Origin of the sequence: Massilia sp. CT11-137 (assembly GCF_047302885.1) — a bacterium.
Classification (GTDB): domain Bacteria; phylum Pseudomonadota; class Gammaproteobacteria; order Burkholderiales; family Burkholderiaceae_D; genus Telluria; species Telluria orientalis.
On sequence record NZ_JBKYMP010000001.1, the window covers coordinates 309,572 to 325,201 of the forward strand.

Below are 15,630 nucleotides of genomic sequence, written 5' to 3' on the forward strand. Positions count from 1 at the left end.
AGCAATAGATAGTTTTTGGTGAGAGAATTTCACCAAATAATATTTATAGTGGAGAGAGAACACATGCTGGACAAGATCAGCAAGAAAATCCTGGCCGAACTACAGAGCGACGGGCGTATCAGCAACGTCGAGCTCGCCGCACGGGTCAACCTGTCGCCCGCCGCCTGCCTCGAGCGGGTGCGCAAGCTGCACGAGTCCGGTTACATCATGGGCTATACAGCCCAGCTGAATCCGCAGCTGCTGGACGTGTCGCTGCTGGTGTTCATCGAAGTGGTGCTGGACCGCACCACCCCGGAAGTCTTCGACGCGTTTAAGCAGAGCGTGCAATTGATTCCCGAAGTGCTCGAATGCCACATGGTGGCCGGCGGGTTCGATTACCTCGTCAAGGCGCGCGTGAAAGACATGGCAGCTTACCGCGAATTCCTCGGCAAGACACTGCTGCAGAAAGGCGTGCGCGAGACGCACACGTATGCGGTGATGGAAGAAGTCAAGAATACGACCAAGCTGCCCATCAAATGAAAAACGCCCTGGCAGGCAGGGCGTTTGTATCTTCAGGCAATCTTTTCCATCTTTTCCGACGTTTCCGACTTCTGCGGAAGCATTTTTTGCGCCGAGGCTGACAGGTTTTCCAGGTTCTTGCGCAGCCAGCGGTGGGCCGGGCTGCGGCCGTCGCGTTCGTGCCACAGCATGTCCAGGTGCACGGCCGGCAGCTGGAACGGCAGCTCGCGCCAGATCAATTGTTCGGCCGCACCGGTCGACGCGATCAGATGCTTCGGCAACACCGTGACCAGATCCGAGTTCGCGACCACGCGGCCGGCCGTGAAGAACTGGTTCACGGTCAGCAGGATGCGGCGCTCGCGGCCGAGCTGCGCCAGCGCTTCGTCGACGAGGCCGTGGGCGCGGCCCGAGAAGCTCACCAGCAGGTGGTTCGCCTTGCAATAATCGTCGAGGGAGAGCGTGCCCTGTGCGAGCGGGTGATTCTTGCGCATCACGACGACGTATTCTCCCGAATACAGGCGCTCGTGGCGGATCGGCGAACCCGTTTCGTACGACAGCTGGGCCGCGACGCCGGGGAAGAAGCCGACAGCGAGGTCGATGTCGCCGCGCAGCAGCATCGGCCGCGGTTCGCGCGTGGTCAGCGGCACCATGCGGATGTTGACGCCCGGCGCCTCTTTTTCGATCGACCGCACCAGAGAAGGCAGCCACAGGGCGGCAGTGGCGTCGGCCATCGCCATGCGGAACGTCGCCTGGGCCTTGGAAACGTCGAAGGTTTCCGGCATCACGGCCGCTTCCAGCGCGGCCAGCGCCTGGCGCACGGCGGGCCACAGCGCTTCCGCGCGCGGCGTCGGTTTCACACCGTAGGCCGTGCGGATCAGCAATTCGTCGCCGAGGCTTTCGCGCAGGCGTTTGATGGCGTTCGAGACGGCCGGCTGGGTCATCGCGAGGTGACCGGCGGCGCGTGTCAGGTTTTGCTCGGTCATGACGGCGTCGAAGACGCGGAGCAGGTTCAGATCAAGCGTGAGGAAGCTCATGGGACTCCGTTCAGGACGGGCAATAAATGGTTTGTCGGTACGGTAAGTGTACCCGATTTCCATTCACGATCAATATAATAGCTATTACCAAGTGTAATTAGATTTATATGTTGCGTTGCACTATAGTGACATCGAACGAATAGATCAGCTTGCTACTTAGTCTTCCCATGTCCTTCTCCGACACCCTTTTCCAGACCCCGGTGCTGGCTCTGCCCTTCACCCACCTGCTCTTGTGCATGGTCCAGCTGACCCTGCTGGGCGGCGTGTTGATGTTCTTCCGCCCCCTGCTGGTCGGCATCGTACGCGCGCTGGTATTGGTGGTGCGCCCGCGCCCGACGAAGGGCGAACTGGCGGCACGCAGGCAGCGTGCGCAGGCCGCAGCGGTGGGATCGCACTGATCCTTACAGTCTAGTCTACACAGCTTCATTCCCGAAAGCGGCGCCCGGATAACCGGGCGCCGCTTTTTTCGCCCCTACTCTTACCCGTCGCCGGTAACTCGTGGTCGCTCGAGTTGTCAGGCGCTTTTTTTGGTGATTTAATTTAACAATCAGTCGTCGAATGGATGGTGTATCAAAAAATCGATGATTCATGAATCGATGAGTTGATGATGAGTTTGAAGAAGATGGCATCATATTGATGAGATATGAGGAATTTCGCTGAATTTGTCGGGTAGCAGTCGAATGCCGCATCATAAGGATGAGATAGAGATGAATTCAATGTAGTTGCTGAGTCATCCTCGCAAAATAAGAGAAGTTCATGATTGGTCATTTTGTATGGATGAGTTGAGGTAACTTCGATCCTGTCGAATGGATGCGCCGCCAGAGGCATCGACGCGCCGGCTGGCACCCCACCTCATCCAGAAATCCGGGTGGTGCGCAGTCAAAAAACGAGGGACGAAAAAAAACGCGGCCGCCGGTTGCCCGGGGCCGCGTTTCGAAGAAAAACGAGCGGATTACTTGGCGTCGCCCAGCAGCGCCGGCTTGAGCGAGCGGTCGACAGGCTTGTCGCCCAGCCAGATGCGCAGGATCGCGTTGTAGAAGTTGACGTCAGGGATCGGGCCGCCCAGCTTTTTGCCGTTCAGCTCGGCCTGGGTGCCGGTGCCCGGGATCCAGTCCAGGTGCAGCACGTCGCCCTTCTTGAGGCCGTCGACGGACGCGAACAGCTCGCCCATCTTGCTGATCTGGGCCACGATGCGCTGTTTTTCCGCCTTGTCGATGTTCTCGTTCAGGCCATCCATGAAGGCCTTGCCGAAATCCTCGGACGAGATGTCGCGCGCCATCTGCAGGGTCACGCGGCGCGGGCCCTCTTCCTTCAGGATCTCGGCCGTGTTGTTCTTCTTCTCCGGCAGGTACAGGCCGGCCGCGTAGACCTTGACGATGAATTTGGTGCGCATGCCGGCGCCGTTCAGTTTCAGGTCCTTGCCGGCGACCTTCGTCATGTCGTCGAACTTGTAGCCGTTCACGTCGACGACGGCGGCGATGGCCGGCAGGCTGGCGGCCAGGGTCAGAATGGCGCCTGCGAGCAGGCCCTTGATGGCAAATTTACGGGCAGTCATGGTTGTCTCCTTGGTGGGAAAGCTATCGTTGTAAACATCGTGGCCGCCGTTCAGGCCGCGGCCAGCGCCAGGGTAGGTTGGACATTCTGCAGCTTGAACACGCTGACGGCGCGCGCCAGGCGCTGCGCCTGTTCCTGCATCGATGCGGCGGCGGCGGCGGCCTGCTCGACGAGGGCGGCGTTCTGTTGGGTCGTCTCGTCCATCGCGACGATCGTCTGGCTGACCTGGGCGATCCCGGCGCTCTGCTCGAGGCTGGCAGCGCTGATTTCACCCATGATGTCGGTGACGCGGCGCACGCTTTCGACGACCTCTGCCATCGTCACACCGGCCTGCTCGACGAGCGTGCTGCCTTCCTGCACCTTGTCCACGGAATCGCCGATCAGCAGCTTGATTTCCTTGGCGGCCGCGGCCGAGCGCTGCGCCAGGCTGCGTACTTCGGAGGCCACGACGGCAAAGCCGCGTCCCTGCTCGCCCGCGCGCGCGGCCTCGACCGCCGCATTCAAGGCGAGGATATTCGTCTGGAACGCGATACCGTCGATCACGCCGATGATGTCGACGATCTTTTTCGACGACGCCGTGATCGAGCCCATTGTGTCGATGACGTGCGCGACGACGGAACCGCCGCGCGCCGCCACTTCCGACGCCTGGGCCGCCAGTTGATTCGCCTGGCGCGCATTGTCCGCGTTCTGTTGCACGGTACCGGTCAGCGCCCGCATCGAGCTCGACGTTTGCGCCAGGGACATGGCTTGGGATTCCGTGCGCGTCGACAGGTCCTGGTTGCCGGTGGCAATTTCACCGGACGCGCAGGACATCGATTCCGTGCTCGTGCGCACTTCGCCGACGATGCGGATCAGGCTGGCGTTCATGTGGCGCAGCGCTTCCATCATCTGGCCCGCCTCGTCGCGGCTGTCGACAGCGATGTCGCTCGTGAGATCGCCGTCGGCGACGCGGCGGGCGATCTCCACCACCTGGCCCAGCGGCCGGGTGATGCTGCGCGTGGCCAGCCACGCGACGCCCAGCGACAGCCCGGCCGCGACCGTCGTCAGCGCCAGAATGAGCATCTGCGTGCGCTGTGTGACGGCGGCCGTGTCGGCGCCGGCCTGGTGCATCGCGGCGTTTTGCCAGGCGACGAATTTGTCGAGTTGTTCGAAATAGCGGGTTTGCTGGGGGCGCAGCGAGAACATGAATTTCATCATCGCCTCGTCCTTGCGGTCTTCGTCGACGAGCTTGATGAATGCCGTTTGCGCCGGCAGGAATTTGTTCTGGATGGTGGCCAGCGCTTTCAGGATGTCGGCGGCCTCGGCATCGCCCGTGCTCTTGGCCAGCTCGGCGACCTGGGCCGTGGCGCTGGCGCTTCTCGCTTCCGTGTTCGCCAGCTCTTTCTTGATCTGGTCCGGATCGGTCATGATGAGGACGTTGAGCATGCTGCGCGTCGCTTCGCTCACGTCTTCCTTGATGTGGTTGGCCGCGACGGTATTCGCGTAACGCACGTTGACCAGGGTCTCCATTTCCTTGTTCAGGCTGGCAATCCTGACGTATGACAGCCCCGCCAGCAGCACCAGCAAGGCAATCACGACCCCGAACCCGATGGCCAGACGCTGGCCGATACTCATATTTCTAATCATTATTGTGAGTCTCTCCGTCCAAAAAAAAGAATGGCCGTGCTAATTTTGCAAGATAAATATAGCACCAATGTGTTTGGCGAAATTAGAGACTCAAAACTATTTCAATGCTGCAAGAGCACAATCCCGGCCTCGGGAGACATGCCAGCGAACGAAGGCGCGGCTTTGTTGCGCACCAATGCAGTGCGGAAAGTGTTGTGTTTTGGAACGGGAATAATGATTGTATGCGTAATGAATGAACTTATTGCGCACGCAATCATTGGGTGAGGTGTAGCGGATGGCAAACCGCCAAAAGAAAAGCCGGCGCAGGCCGGCTTGTGCGATCAGGCCGCTTTGGCCTTGTCTGCGGTCAGGCGTTCGTATTTCGCCTGGAGCTGTTCGCGCGTTTCACGCCATTCGGGATTGAACGGAATGCAGGCGACCGGGCACACCTGCTGGCATTGCGGCTCATCGAAATGGCCGACGCATTCCGTGCATTTATGCGGATCGATCTGGTAAAACTCCGCGCCCATCGAGATCGCGTCATTCGGGCACTCGGGCTCGCACACGTCGCAATTGATGCAGTCGTCGGTAATCAGTAATGCCATGACTAATAAGACCTCAGGCTTTCGGTGCGGCCGCCATGTCGGCGATTTTCTTTTGCAGCCAGCGGTCGACCGAGGGGAACACGAATTTGGATACGTCGCCGCCCAGCATCGCGATCTCGCGCACGATGGTGCCGGAGATGAACTGGTACTGGTCGGACGGCGTCAGGAACAGGGTTTCGACGTCGGGCAGCAGGTAGCGGTTCATGCCCGCCATCTGGAACTCGTATTCGAAGTCGGACACGGCGCGCAGGCCGCGCACGATCACCCGTGCATCATGCTGGCGAACGAAATCCTTGAGCAGGCCGGAAAAACTTTCGACCTTCACGTTCGGATAATGGCCCAGCACTTCGTTGGCGATTTCCAGGCGCTCGGCGAGCGAGAAGAAGGGGCGCTTGTTCTTGCTGTCGGCGACCCCGACCACCAGGGTGTCGAACAGACCCGATGCGCGACGCACCAAATCCTCGTGGCCGCGCGTGAGCGGATCGAAAGTTCCTGGATAAACGGCTACAACCATTGCGGCTCCCTGGAGAATGCACCTGAATAGACGCGCATTATGCCTGAAATTTCGGCAACCGCCCGGGGAGGGGGCCCATTTTGCTTATTGTTTAAGCAGTTTTGCCCAGAAAAGCGGTGTTTTAACGCAACTTTAACAAATGGTAGTGCACCATCCCGGCCTTGTCGGCGCGGACCAGCTGCCAGGGCTGCAGCCATTCGGGGACGTCCTCGGCCGCCTCATCCGTCTCCGGGAACGGCAGGCGCTCGCCCGATTCGGCATACACGAGACCGCCTTCGTTCAGCAGTTGCGCGCAGAGCGGCAGGGCCTGGACCAGGAAATCCTGCTGGTAGGGCGGATCGAGGAAGATCACGTCGAAGCGTTGGCCGCGCTGGATGAAGTCGCGCGCCACGGCCAGGGCATCGGCGCGCAGGATGCGCACGTTGTCCGCCTTGAGCTTGTCCTTGATCAGTTCGAGCTGGCGCACGACGGGGCCGACGGTGTCGATCATCGTGACGGACCGCGCGCCGCGGCTGGCCGCCTCGAAACCGAGGGCGCCGCTGCCGGCGAACAGGTCGAGGCAGTCGGCGCGGTCCCAGCCGCCCGTCATCTGGTGATTGATCCAGTTGAAGACGGTTTCGCGGACGCGGTCGGGCGTGGGACGCAAGCCAAATGCGTCGAGAACGGGAAGCGGGGTGCGCTTCCAGGCGCCGCCGATGATGCGGACCTGCTGCGGCGGGCCCGGGCGGCGGGCGTAGATTGGGGCGGACTTCTTTTTTTGCATGGGGCGGAATATAGCATCTTATTTCCCGCTAGCCAGCGCGTTGAAGTCGTTGATCCAGCCCTGCATGCGTTTCTGCGCATGGGCTTTCTGGTCCGGCGTCGTCAGGCGGATCGCCGTCAGGATGAATTTCGACGTGTTGTCGACATAGGCGTCGAAGAATGCCTTGCGCTCCGGCGCATCCATGCGGTCGAACAAGTCGCGCAGCAGGTCGTGGATCGCCGACATCGTCTGTTCCTTGTTCAGCTTGTCCCGCTGAATACGCTGCAGCAGCGCGATGATTTTTTTCTGGCGCAGTACGCGTTCCTGCAGCCAGATCTCGTTGTCGAGTGGGCGTGCATCGGACGCCTTGCGGAGTGCCGCTTCCTGGTCGCGGCTGAAACTGCCGAACCATAATTCAAGCTGTTCCAGCGCCTTTTTATAGCGGGCTTTATGCTGGTCCTCGACGCTGCCGCTCATGAATTTCCTGCGGAAGTCTTCGTTATTTTTCGCGAACTTCTTTTCCATCTGCGCGATCTGGTCAGGCTTGATCGACATCGCCAGGTCGGCCAGATCCGGCAGCGCTTTAAAGGCCAGCAATTCCGTTCTCGCCTTGACGTCGCGGTAGTCGGACAGCAATTCGTCCTGCGTGACATTGCCGTCGCCGAGCTGGCGCTGCATCTTGGTCAGCAGGCCGGCGTAATCGCGCAGCTGCGTCGTGCGGTGCCACTGGAACAGCTTGTCGATATCTTTCTTGACCCAGTCGGACTGGTCGCTGTCGAGATCGAGATACGCGTTCAACCACCAGTACAGCAGCGTGTCACCGTGGTTATAGGTGAACCGGATCGCGCTGCACGCACTCAGCAGCGCCACGAAGGCAATCAGGAACAGCATGCGTACGCGCAGGAACACGGTAGGGGGCGTGTTAAACTTTTTCATCTTTTTTAACTCGTTTTGAGAACGGCCTATGAACGTAGTCATCCTCGCCGCCGGCATGGGAAAGCGCATGCAATCCGCACTGCCGAAAGTCTTGCATCCACTGGCCGGCAAGCCGCTGTTGCAGCATGTTATCGATACGGCGCGCAGCCTGGACCCGAGTAAATTATGCGTGATTTACGGGCACGGCGGCGCAGCGGTGCCGAGTGCGGTTCAAGCCTGGTCGGGCCAGGGCGGCGTCGCGATCGACACGGCCCTGCAGGAACCGCAGCTGGGCACCGGCCACGCCGTGATGCAGGCCCTGCCGCAGATCGACGAGAACGAGCCGACGCTCGTCCTGTACGGCGACGTGCCGCTGACGACGGCCGCCTCGCTGCGCCGCCTGGTCGAAGCCGCCGGCGACGACAAGCTGGCGATCCTCACGGTCGAACAGGCGAACCCGTTCGGCCTCGGCCGTATTGTCCGTGAGAACGGCAACATCGTGCGCATCGTCGAAGAGAAGGATGCGAATGAAGCCGAACGTGCCATCAAGGAAATCAACAGCGGCATCATGGTCATCCCCACCCGCCACCTGACGTCCTGGCTCGGCTCGCTGAAGAACAACAATGCACAGGGCGAATATTACCTCACCGACATCGTCGCCCAGGCTGTCGCGGCCGGCGTACCGGTCGTGTCGGCCCAGCCGTCCGCCGAATGGGAAGTGGCCGGCGTGAACAGCAAGGTGCAACTGGCCGAGCTCGAGCGCCGTCACCAGCTGAACATTGCAATCGCCCTCCTCGAACAGGGCGTGACCCTGATGGATCCCGCGCGTATCGACGTGCGCGGCGAACTCGTCTGCGGACGCGACGTCACCATCGACGTCGGCTGCGTGTTCGAGGGCCGCGTGGTCATCGGCGACGGTGTGACGATCGGCGCCCACAGCGTGTTCGTGAACGCGACCGTCGCCGCGGGCGCCCAGATCAAGCCGTTCTGCCACCTGGAAGACGCCGTCGTCGGCGAAAAATCGATCATCGGCCCGTATGCGCGTTTGCGTCCGGGTACCGAGCTGGGCGAGGACGTCCATGTGGGCAATTTCGTGGAGATCAAGAACAGCAAGGTCGCCGCGCACAGCAAGGCGAACCACCTTGCTTATGTGGGCGATGCCGACGTCGGTTCGCGCGTGAACATCGGCGCGGGCGCGATCACGTGCAATTACGATGGTGCCAATAAATTCCGCACGATCATCGAAGACGAAGCGTTCATCGGCAGCGACAGCCAGCTCGTGGCCCCGGTCACGGTCGGCAAGGGCGCGACGATCGGCGCCGGCACCACGCTGACCAAGAATGCGCCGGCCGGCAAGTTGACGATCTCGCGACCGAAGCAGTTGACGATCGAGAACTGGACGCGCCCGGTCAAGGTCAAGAAATAAGCTTGTCCACCGCATACGCACAGGCAATCCACGGCAAAAACACAGGGTAATCACAGCCTGGTCCACTGCCTGTGCACAGGGATGTCAACTGCCCGTCCACAACATCATCCACAAAGTCATCCACAGGCCCACCGCGTTGTCCCGGCGGGCCTGATCGTTTCAGAAACCCAGTGAAATGCGCATGTGGCGGGAGATGGCGCCGCTGGCTTGCCGATGCGCCAGGAATAAGCGCACAGAGTTATCCACAGGTCGTCAGACGCCGATACGCGTTTCGAACTTGCTGCGGAATGTGGAGAAGTAGGCTTTGACGTTGCGCACATTGCTGTGCGTGGTGAACAGGCGGTGCGCCAGGGCGTGATACGCCGGCATGTCGGCCACTTGCACGACGAGCACGAAATCCGGCCCGGGTGACACACGGTAGCACTGCAGCACGGCAGCCTCGTCCGCCACCACTTGCTCGAACTCCGCCATGCGGTCGGCGGCCTGCACGTCCAGCGTGATCTCGACGATGGCGGAGAGACGCGCGCCGACCTTGTCCGGCGCGACGATCGCAACTTGCCGCTCGATAACACCGTTCTCCCTGAGCTGTTTGACACGGCGCAGGCAAGTCGGCGGCGAGATGTGTACCAATTCCGCCAATTCTGCATTGGTCTGCGAGGCATCAACCTGCAGGATGTTCAGGATGCGACGATCCAGATCGTCAAGGTTTGGGCCCTCTTGCGCCATATAAGTAAAATCTCTCGAGAAAAATGAAAGGATATTTCATGTCGAATGTGTCGTGAAATTATCTATCAAAATGAGGCGCACTTAGAAAGCATATTTCGTTTCCTCTACTCTACAGTGCATGCATTCATCGATTTCGGAGGTTTCCCATGTGTGGCATCGTCGGCGCAGTCGCCCAACGCAACATCACCCCAGTGCTCATCGAAGGCCTGAAGCGTCTCGAATACCGCGGCTATGATTCCTGCGGCGTGGCGCTGCACGTGGACGGCCGCCTGGCGCGCTCGCGCAGCACGTCGCGCGTGGCCGATCTGGAAGCGCAAATCCAGGAAACCCACTTGCAAGGTTTCACGGGCATCGCCCACACCCGCTGGGCGACGCACGGCGCGCCGGCCACCAAGAACGCGCACCCGCACTTCTCGCCGAACAGCGACGACGCGCGCATCGCCCTCGTCCACAACGGCATCATCGAGAACCACGACGAGCTGCGCGCCGAGCTGACCGGCCTGGGCTATGTGTTCCAGAGCCAGACCGACACCGAGGTCATCGCCCACCTGGTCGACCACATGTACAACGGCGACCTGTTCGACACCGTGCAGCAGGCCGTCAAGCGCCTGCACGGCGCCTACGCGATCGCCGTGTTCTGCCGCGAAGAGCCGCACCGCGTCGTGGCCGCCCGCCAGGGCTCGCCGCTGATCGTCGGCCTGGGCAAAGGCGAAAACTTCGTCGCCTCCGACGCGATGGCGCTGGCCGGCACCACCGACCAGATCATCTACCTGGAAGAAGGCGACGTCGTCGACCTGCAACTGGCCCGCTACTGGATCGTCGATGCCGAAGGCCGTCCGGCCGAGCGCGAAGTCAAGACCGTGCACGCCCACACCGGCGCCGCCGAGCTGGGCCCGTACCGCCACTACATGCAGAAGGAAATCTTCGAACAGCCGCGCGTCGTCGGCGACACGTTGGAAGGCGTGACGGGCATCATGCCGGAACTGTTCGGCGACCAGGCTTTCCGCGTGTTCAAGGAAATCGACCGCGTGCTGATCCTGGCCTGCGGCACCAGCTACTACGCGGGCCTGACGGCCAAGTACTGGATCGAGTCGGTGGCCAAGCTGCCGGTGAACGTCGAGATCGCCAGCGAATACCGCTACCGCGACAGCGTCCCGCACCCGAACACCCTCGTCGTGACGATCTCGCAGTCCGGCGAAACGGCCGACACGCTGGCCGCGCTGAAGCATGCGCGCAGCCTCGGCATGACGAACACGCTGACGATCTGCAACGTCTCCACGAGCGCAATGGTGCGCGAGTGCAAGCTGGCGTACATCACCCGCGCCGGCGTCGAAGTGGGCGTCGCGTCGACGAAGGCCTTCACGACCCAGCTGGCCGCACTGTTCCTGCTGACCCTGACCCTGGCCCAGGTGAATGGCCGCCTGACCGACGAGCAGGAAGCGAACTACCTGAAGCAGATGCGCCACCTGCCGGTCGCGCTGTCGTCCGTGCTGGCGCTGGAGCCGCAGGTGATCGCGTGGGCCGAGGAATTCGCCCGCAAGGAAAACGCCCTCTTCCTGGGCCGCGGCATCCACTACCCGATCGCCCTGGAAGGTGCGCTGAAGCTGAAGGAAATTTCGTACATCCACGCCGAAGCCTACCCGGCCGGCGAACTGAAGCACGGCCCGCTGGCGCTGGTGACGGAAGAGATGCCGGTGGTGACGATCGCCCCGAACGACGCGCTGCTGGAAAAGCTGAAGTCGAACATGCAGGAAGTGCGCGCCCGTGGCGGCCAGCTGTACGTGTTCGCCGACGTCGACACCCAGATCACGTCGGGTGAAGGCGTGCACGTGATTCGACTGCCGGAACACTACGGCCTGCTGTCGCCGATCCTGCACGTGGCGGCACTGCAGCTGCTGGCGTATCACACGGCGCTGGCGCGGGGTACCGATGTGGATAAGCCGCGGAATCTGGCGAAGTCGGTGACGGTCGAGTAAGGGGTACGGCTGTAGATAGAAAAAGTGTGGACGAACAATAAAGCCGGACACAAAACAATAAAGTTAGACACAAAGGTGCTGTGAAGCGATGATTTTGGTAACGTCAGTTATCGGTTGCGCGATCCAATAGGGAGTCTTCCTTGGAAATCCGGTTTAGAAGAGCGTCATCCAGTAGGCCGACGTTCCAGAGGCTAGGTATCGTTTTTCTCTACTACGCTTTCTCATTGCCAGGGATATTCGTCATGAGCGTCGGGATCGGGACTGACCAAGTTCCGGTTTTTATGAAATGCATGTGGGTTGTGGCTTGGGTGGCACATATCGTTATGAGCGTCCAGTGGATACGCAATGCCCGACTGTCCAAGTTATGGCCAGCAATAGGTGTTGCCAGCGGATTGGGCAGTTTCCTTATACTTATAATCCTGCCTGTCGCCATGTTTATCCAGCTTCTTCTTGTACTACCGTGCGTTTTACTTTCATTCTGGCTTATAAAATTCCATTGGGCGAAGCCTGTTTAGAAATCCAAGGTCGATAGCGGATGGTGGTGTGGCCTTGCCGCCGACGTGCAGGCTGTGTCAAACTTTATTGTTGCAAATCGTGGACCAGAGACGCCCCGAAGGGCGTTTGTGTCGAACATTATTTCGATGCTCGGCATATCGGAGTCGGTACGCCATAGGTGCGCTTGTGTCAAACTTTTTTGCTCTTCCACAAAAGTTAACCTTGAACTAAAAAGGTTGGCCACAAGTACAGAGCCCGGCGGAAACGCCGGGCTTTTTGCTTTTCTATTACGCCGAACAATCATAATCGCCGATAGGAAATTCTCAACAGCAACAGCGTCTGCCGGGTTCGGCATAAAGCAGTAATTCCGGCGGTATCTCTTTCTTGTCGGGAATCAGATCAAAGGACTTGAGGTAGTTACTGATAAGAAGGCGAGCGCTTTACCGGGGTTGCGCCCGCCGCCCACGATCAATAACGGCCTTACCCTTCGCCCGCGCGCTTCGGTCAGCGTTGTCGCAGAATCCACTGCGCGGCGCACCCCGCCAAAACTTGCGTTTTGTCACTGTTTACACGCACTTTAATCACTACAGTCAAGAACTTCGTCGCAAGTTCAGACGCGCTAACAACCACTTCGAGCACCTTGAGTTCAACAATGCGCAGCTCAACGAATGAGTAACTACGATGACTGACCTGCAAGCACTGCTGGAAGTTCACCAAAGCAACCGCCTCTATGGTAGCCCTTATGGAATTTTTACATCTCCCACTGGCACACCATATCGTGCAAGAGCATCAAAACCAGGCACTGATTTAAAGCCATATTGTGTTTACGAAGTTAATAAGCTGTTAACAGTAAAAGCTGGAGAAGCTGCTCCGTGGTTTGGTTATGAAGAAAATGGAATTCAGTATGAGCTTCCGGACAGGGTAATAGCCTTAGAAAAGGCTGGAATCCTAACGAAAATTAACTAGGTCAAAAGATGAAAAAAGATGAATTGCGTTCGGTTTTAATTAATAAGGGTATATCGAGGTCTTACTATTCGCTAGAAGGCGGATTGCCAAACGAAAAACTTTGTTTAGATTACGAAAGTGGAGAATGGATTGTGTATTATTCTGAGCGTGGCGTAAGAACAGGTATTCAATATTTTGATAGCGAAGATGACGCTTGTGATTATCTATTGCACGCAATTGAAGAATCAGCTAGCGGAAAATATTGATGTGTGATGATTAGCCTAGATATCTCTAAGTCGGCGTGCAAGCAACCATTCTCAGGTGCTACCGCTGCCGCTCACGCTACGGCCCACGGGCCAACTGACGAGCATCGACAACAGCCGGCGCGGTCGCGTGGAATAGTGTTACGACCCGGTCGGGCGGCTACTTGAAAGGCTATGAGAAGGCGTAATCGCAAAAAAACCGTAGTTGGCAAAATCGATATTGTTGGCTTGAAATACGGAACCTCGCAGACCATTTTCAAGAGGTAATTTATGAATTTCGAGGTCATTCATGTCTCACGGGGAGACATAAGGTTGAAGTGTGGGGACAAGCACGTGCGTGTTCTAGGCGAGGCGCTTATTGCGTCAGCGTCGACCGAACCAAGTTACATCATCTATTTGGACTCATTGTATAACTGGGAGGTGCCATCGGATGTTGCCTTGACTGAAACTGAGAAGAACGATGTCGTTAGCACAATTCGGAAACATTTTCAGGACTGCGGCTCGGTTGTCGAGTTCGAATAGTGATGCGCTGTGAAAGCGACGCTTTTCTAAAGGGACAGTAACTTGTAGATATAGGGCGAATAATCGCGTACGGAAATTAATAATGCATACCGTTAAGTTAGATTTGAAACACGGTTTGGTTTTAGTTGATTCGGCACCTATAAAGGTTGGCAAAAATGGCGTTCTTTCCGGTTCGATCACAAAACTATGTTCACTGCCAATTCACACAGATGAGGGGCGAACACGCTATCGTTTATTAAAAAAGGCCGGTGTTTGTGGAAAATCGGCCGATGGCGTGATTGAAGTCGCTGAAGGAAGAGTTTGCGCTGTAACGTTTTTATTTGATTTGATCGAGTTTTTCGAATCCAGCGTCCTTGAATCAAAAGTACTAAAGAAATTCGAGAAGTCTTTAAATCTAAATTTTATGAGCAATCATCCAAGCACTGCTTTTTTAGACTGCTGCGAATGGGGGCAGGTTATATTTTTTTACGATGCTAAGCAAGGCGATCTAAGTTTGGACATTACATTCGAACGCAGTCCAAATGAACCTAATTAGTGGCGTGACTGTAAAATTCTCAAAATGGCACCATTGAACAGCTGCTTTTCTTCAGGCAACAGTGTCTTGCGCACCGATGATCAAGTGCTAGCCTCTCCCGGACTTGCTCGCTTGGAATTCGACCGTGGCCTTGGCAAAAACATGACCGTCCAAAATTCCGCCCCGGATTTCGTCGTGTATGGCCCGGTTCCAGTTCGATTGTGGGGGCAGCGCTTCGTGGCCGGTATCAGATTCTTCAGAGACGTCATACATGGGGTCACTCTGACACTCGAACAGAGCAACGTTGCCACAAGGCAATGAAGAAGAATCCGCTGGGCCGCGCCAAGGAAAAGCTGGAAAAGGCCAAGGCCAGCGTGCGCGCCAAGGTCGAGCATCCGTTCCACGTGCTGAAGAACCTGCTCAAGCATCGCAAGACGCGTTACCGTGGGTTGGCGAAGAACACCGCCCAGCTCCACACCTTGTTCGTATTCGCCAATCTGGTGCTGGCCGGCCGAACTTTTGGAAGTTCCCACGCCCGAACTCCGTCCTGAACCGGGGGGCGCACACCGCGGCACCTAAAAACGCGTCTCGTGGCCCAGCACACGCGCGAAAAATAACTGATTTCAACCATCGTGATGGCCGACGCTGGTTTTGACGCATCGAATCGAACGCGCAAGCTATTTATTCAGCGTTTCCTTAGGATATGACGCTACGCAGAAAGACCTCCTGGCCGAGAAGAAAGCGCTGACAATGATCCTCTCGAAGCAACTGGTGTGCTCACCGTCATCGACATCAATAGGCGCCGACGTGTTTGATTTCCCTTGGGGGCGGCGTAGTATCGAGAGCCGATCTGAAATCGACGTGGTGCGGTATCGAGGTTCGGTATAAATGAACAACCATGTACGCCTTGCAGAGCTCGTAGTGGTAATAGTGGCAGGCGACTGGGCCATGAAAGCGTACTGCGCTTGAGCCGACGGCCCAGGCCGCACTGCCACATGGGCTCACACCACCATCGGCCCCCCGATGTTCCCTTTGAATATCTCCATATTCAGCGAGAAATCATCCACGGTGCCCGCAGTCCGCCCATCGACCAGCACGCTGATCGCCCGGCCGCCGCATACCCGCTTCATCTCGTCGATCGACAGCGAGCGCACGCGCGAGCCGGCCGGCGCCGTGCCGTCAAAGGCCAGGTCTTCGATAATCAATGTGTTCATGATGGTTCTCCTCGAATGGTTGGAAGTGGATCGGCGCGCATGTCACGCGCCCACCTACCACCATGCAGGGAGCATGCCACCT

17 protein-coding genes and 1 pseudogene are annotated in these 15,630 nt (G+C 58.3%); 9 read left to right on the plus strand and 9 right to left on the minus strand.

Annotated elements, in window-relative coordinates:
- Positions 1–63: 63 nt before the first annotated feature.
- Complete coding sequence (locus ACEN98_RS01410; RefSeq protein ID WP_036171419.1) at positions 64–519, plus strand: Lrp/AsnC ligand binding domain-containing protein; 456 nt, start codon at positions 64–66, stop codon at positions 517–519.
- A 32-nt stretch (positions 520–551) separates the two neighbouring features.
- Here the strand turns inward: ACEN98_RS01410 and ACEN98_RS01415 are convergent, their stop codons facing one another.
- Complete coding sequence (locus tag ACEN98_RS01415; protein WP_056133791.1) at positions 552–1,532, minus strand: LysR family transcriptional regulator; 981 nt, start codon at positions 1,530–1,532, stop codon at positions 552–554.
- 200 nt (positions 1,533–1,732) lie between these two features.
- Between ACEN98_RS01415 and ACEN98_RS01420 the strand changes: the two genes are divergently transcribed.
- The gene (locus ACEN98_RS01420) at positions 1,733–1,930 is read left to right on the plus strand and encodes a hypothetical protein (RefSeq protein WP_156403983.1); all 198 of its coding nucleotides are present in this window, start codon (positions 1,733–1,735) and stop codon (positions 1,928–1,930) included.
- A gap of 554 nt (positions 1,931–2,484) precedes the next feature.
- On the opposite strand, the gene ACEN98_RS01425 is transcribed toward ACEN98_RS01420, so the two are convergent.
- The 6 genes from ACEN98_RS01425 to ACEN98_RS01450 all read right to left on the minus strand — a co-directional run bounded on the left by ACEN98_RS01425 (position 2,485) and on the right by ACEN98_RS01450 (position 7,488).
- Positions 2,485–3,087 carry a chalcone isomerase family protein gene (locus tag ACEN98_RS01425; RefSeq protein ID WP_413380837.1) on the minus strand — a complete coding sequence of 201 codons (603 nt, stop codon included), beginning with the start codon at positions 3,085–3,087 and terminating at the stop codon, positions 2,485–2,487.
- Between the two features lie 50 nt (positions 3,088–3,137).
- Positions 3,138–4,700, minus strand: a complete 1,563-nt coding sequence (locus ACEN98_RS01430; RefSeq protein WP_413380839.1) for a methyl-accepting chemotaxis protein — start codon at positions 4,698–4,700, stop codon at positions 3,138–3,140.
- Between the two features lie 332 nt (positions 4,701–5,032).
- Positions 5,033–5,296, minus strand: coding sequence for a YfhL family 4Fe-4S dicluster ferredoxin (locus ACEN98_RS01435; protein ID WP_413338704.1), 264 nt, complete (start codon positions 5,294–5,296; stop codon positions 5,033–5,035).
- 13 nt (positions 5,297–5,309) lie between these two features.
- Positions 5,310–5,810, minus strand: coding sequence for a pantetheine-phosphate adenylyltransferase (gene coaD / locus ACEN98_RS01440; protein ID WP_036237176.1), 501 nt, complete (start codon positions 5,808–5,810; stop codon positions 5,310–5,312).
- Positions 5,811–5,931: 121 nt separating this feature from the next.
- Positions 5,932–6,573 carry a 16S rRNA (guanine(966)-N(2))-methyltransferase RsmD gene (gene rsmD, locus ACEN98_RS01445; protein WP_413380841.1) on the minus strand — a complete coding sequence of 214 codons (642 nt, stop codon included), beginning with the start codon at positions 6,571–6,573 and terminating at the stop codon, positions 5,932–5,934.
- A gap of 18 nt (positions 6,574–6,591) precedes the next feature.
- On the minus strand, positions 6,592–7,488 hold the full coding sequence (locus tag ACEN98_RS01450; RefSeq protein WP_413380843.1) for a DUF6279 family lipoprotein: 897 nt from the start codon (positions 7,486–7,488) through the stop codon (positions 6,592–6,594).
- A gap of 28 nt (positions 7,489–7,516) precedes the next feature.
- Between ACEN98_RS01450 and glmU the strand changes: the two genes are divergently transcribed.
- Positions 7,517–8,893 (plus strand): bifunctional UDP-N-acetylglucosamine diphosphorylase/glucosamine-1-phosphate N-acetyltransferase GlmU, encoded by a 1,377-nt coding sequence (gene glmU / locus ACEN98_RS01455; RefSeq protein WP_413380845.1) that lies wholly within the window; start codon positions 7,517–7,519, stop codon positions 8,891–8,893.
- A 252-nt stretch (positions 8,894–9,145) separates the two neighbouring features.
- Here the strand turns inward: glmU and ACEN98_RS01460 are convergent, their stop codons facing one another.
- Positions 9,146–9,619, minus strand: coding sequence for an Lrp/AsnC family transcriptional regulator (locus ACEN98_RS01460; protein ID WP_413380847.1), 474 nt, complete (start codon positions 9,617–9,619; stop codon positions 9,146–9,148).
- Between the two features lie 146 nt (positions 9,620–9,765).
- Between ACEN98_RS01460 and glmS the strand changes: the two genes are divergently transcribed.
- From glmS to ACEN98_RS01490, 6 genes and pseudogenes are all read left to right on the plus strand, one after another.
- Positions 9,766–11,595: a glutamine--fructose-6-phosphate transaminase (isomerizing) gene (gene glmS / locus ACEN98_RS01465; protein WP_413338694.1), complete on the plus strand. Its 1,830-nt coding sequence runs from the start codon at positions 9,766–9,768 to the stop codon at positions 11,593–11,595.
- Between the two features lie 1,176 nt (positions 11,596–12,771).
- Positions 12,772–13,056, plus strand: coding sequence for a TNT domain-containing protein (locus ACEN98_RS01470; RefSeq protein ID WP_413380849.1), 285 nt, complete (start codon positions 12,772–12,774; stop codon positions 13,054–13,056).
- A gap of 8 nt (positions 13,057–13,064) precedes the next feature.
- Positions 13,065–13,301, plus strand: a complete 237-nt coding sequence (locus tag ACEN98_RS01475) for a hypothetical protein (protein ID WP_413380851.1) — start codon at positions 13,065–13,067, stop codon at positions 13,299–13,301.
- Positions 13,302–13,568: 267 nt separating this feature from the next.
- A complete protein-coding gene (locus ACEN98_RS01480) occupies positions 13,569–13,820 on the plus strand; it encodes an Imm74 family immunity protein (protein ID WP_413380853.1) in 252 nt (83 codons plus the stop codon).
- A gap of 82 nt (positions 13,821–13,902) precedes the next feature.
- Positions 13,903–14,355 (plus strand): hypothetical protein, encoded by a 453-nt coding sequence (locus ACEN98_RS01485; RefSeq protein WP_413380855.1) that lies wholly within the window; start codon positions 13,903–13,905, stop codon positions 14,353–14,355.
- Positions 14,356–14,603: 248 nt separating this feature from the next.
- Positions 14,604–14,885 (plus strand): annotated as a pseudogene (locus ACEN98_RS01490) (transposase); the annotation flags it as partial.
- 450 nt (positions 14,886–15,335) lie between these two features.
- Here the strand turns inward: ACEN98_RS01490 and ACEN98_RS01495 are convergent.
- Positions 15,336–15,548, minus strand: coding sequence for a hypothetical protein (locus ACEN98_RS01495; RefSeq protein ID WP_413337471.1), 213 nt, complete (start codon positions 15,546–15,548; stop codon positions 15,336–15,338).
- Positions 15,549–15,630 lie beyond the last annotated feature (82 nt).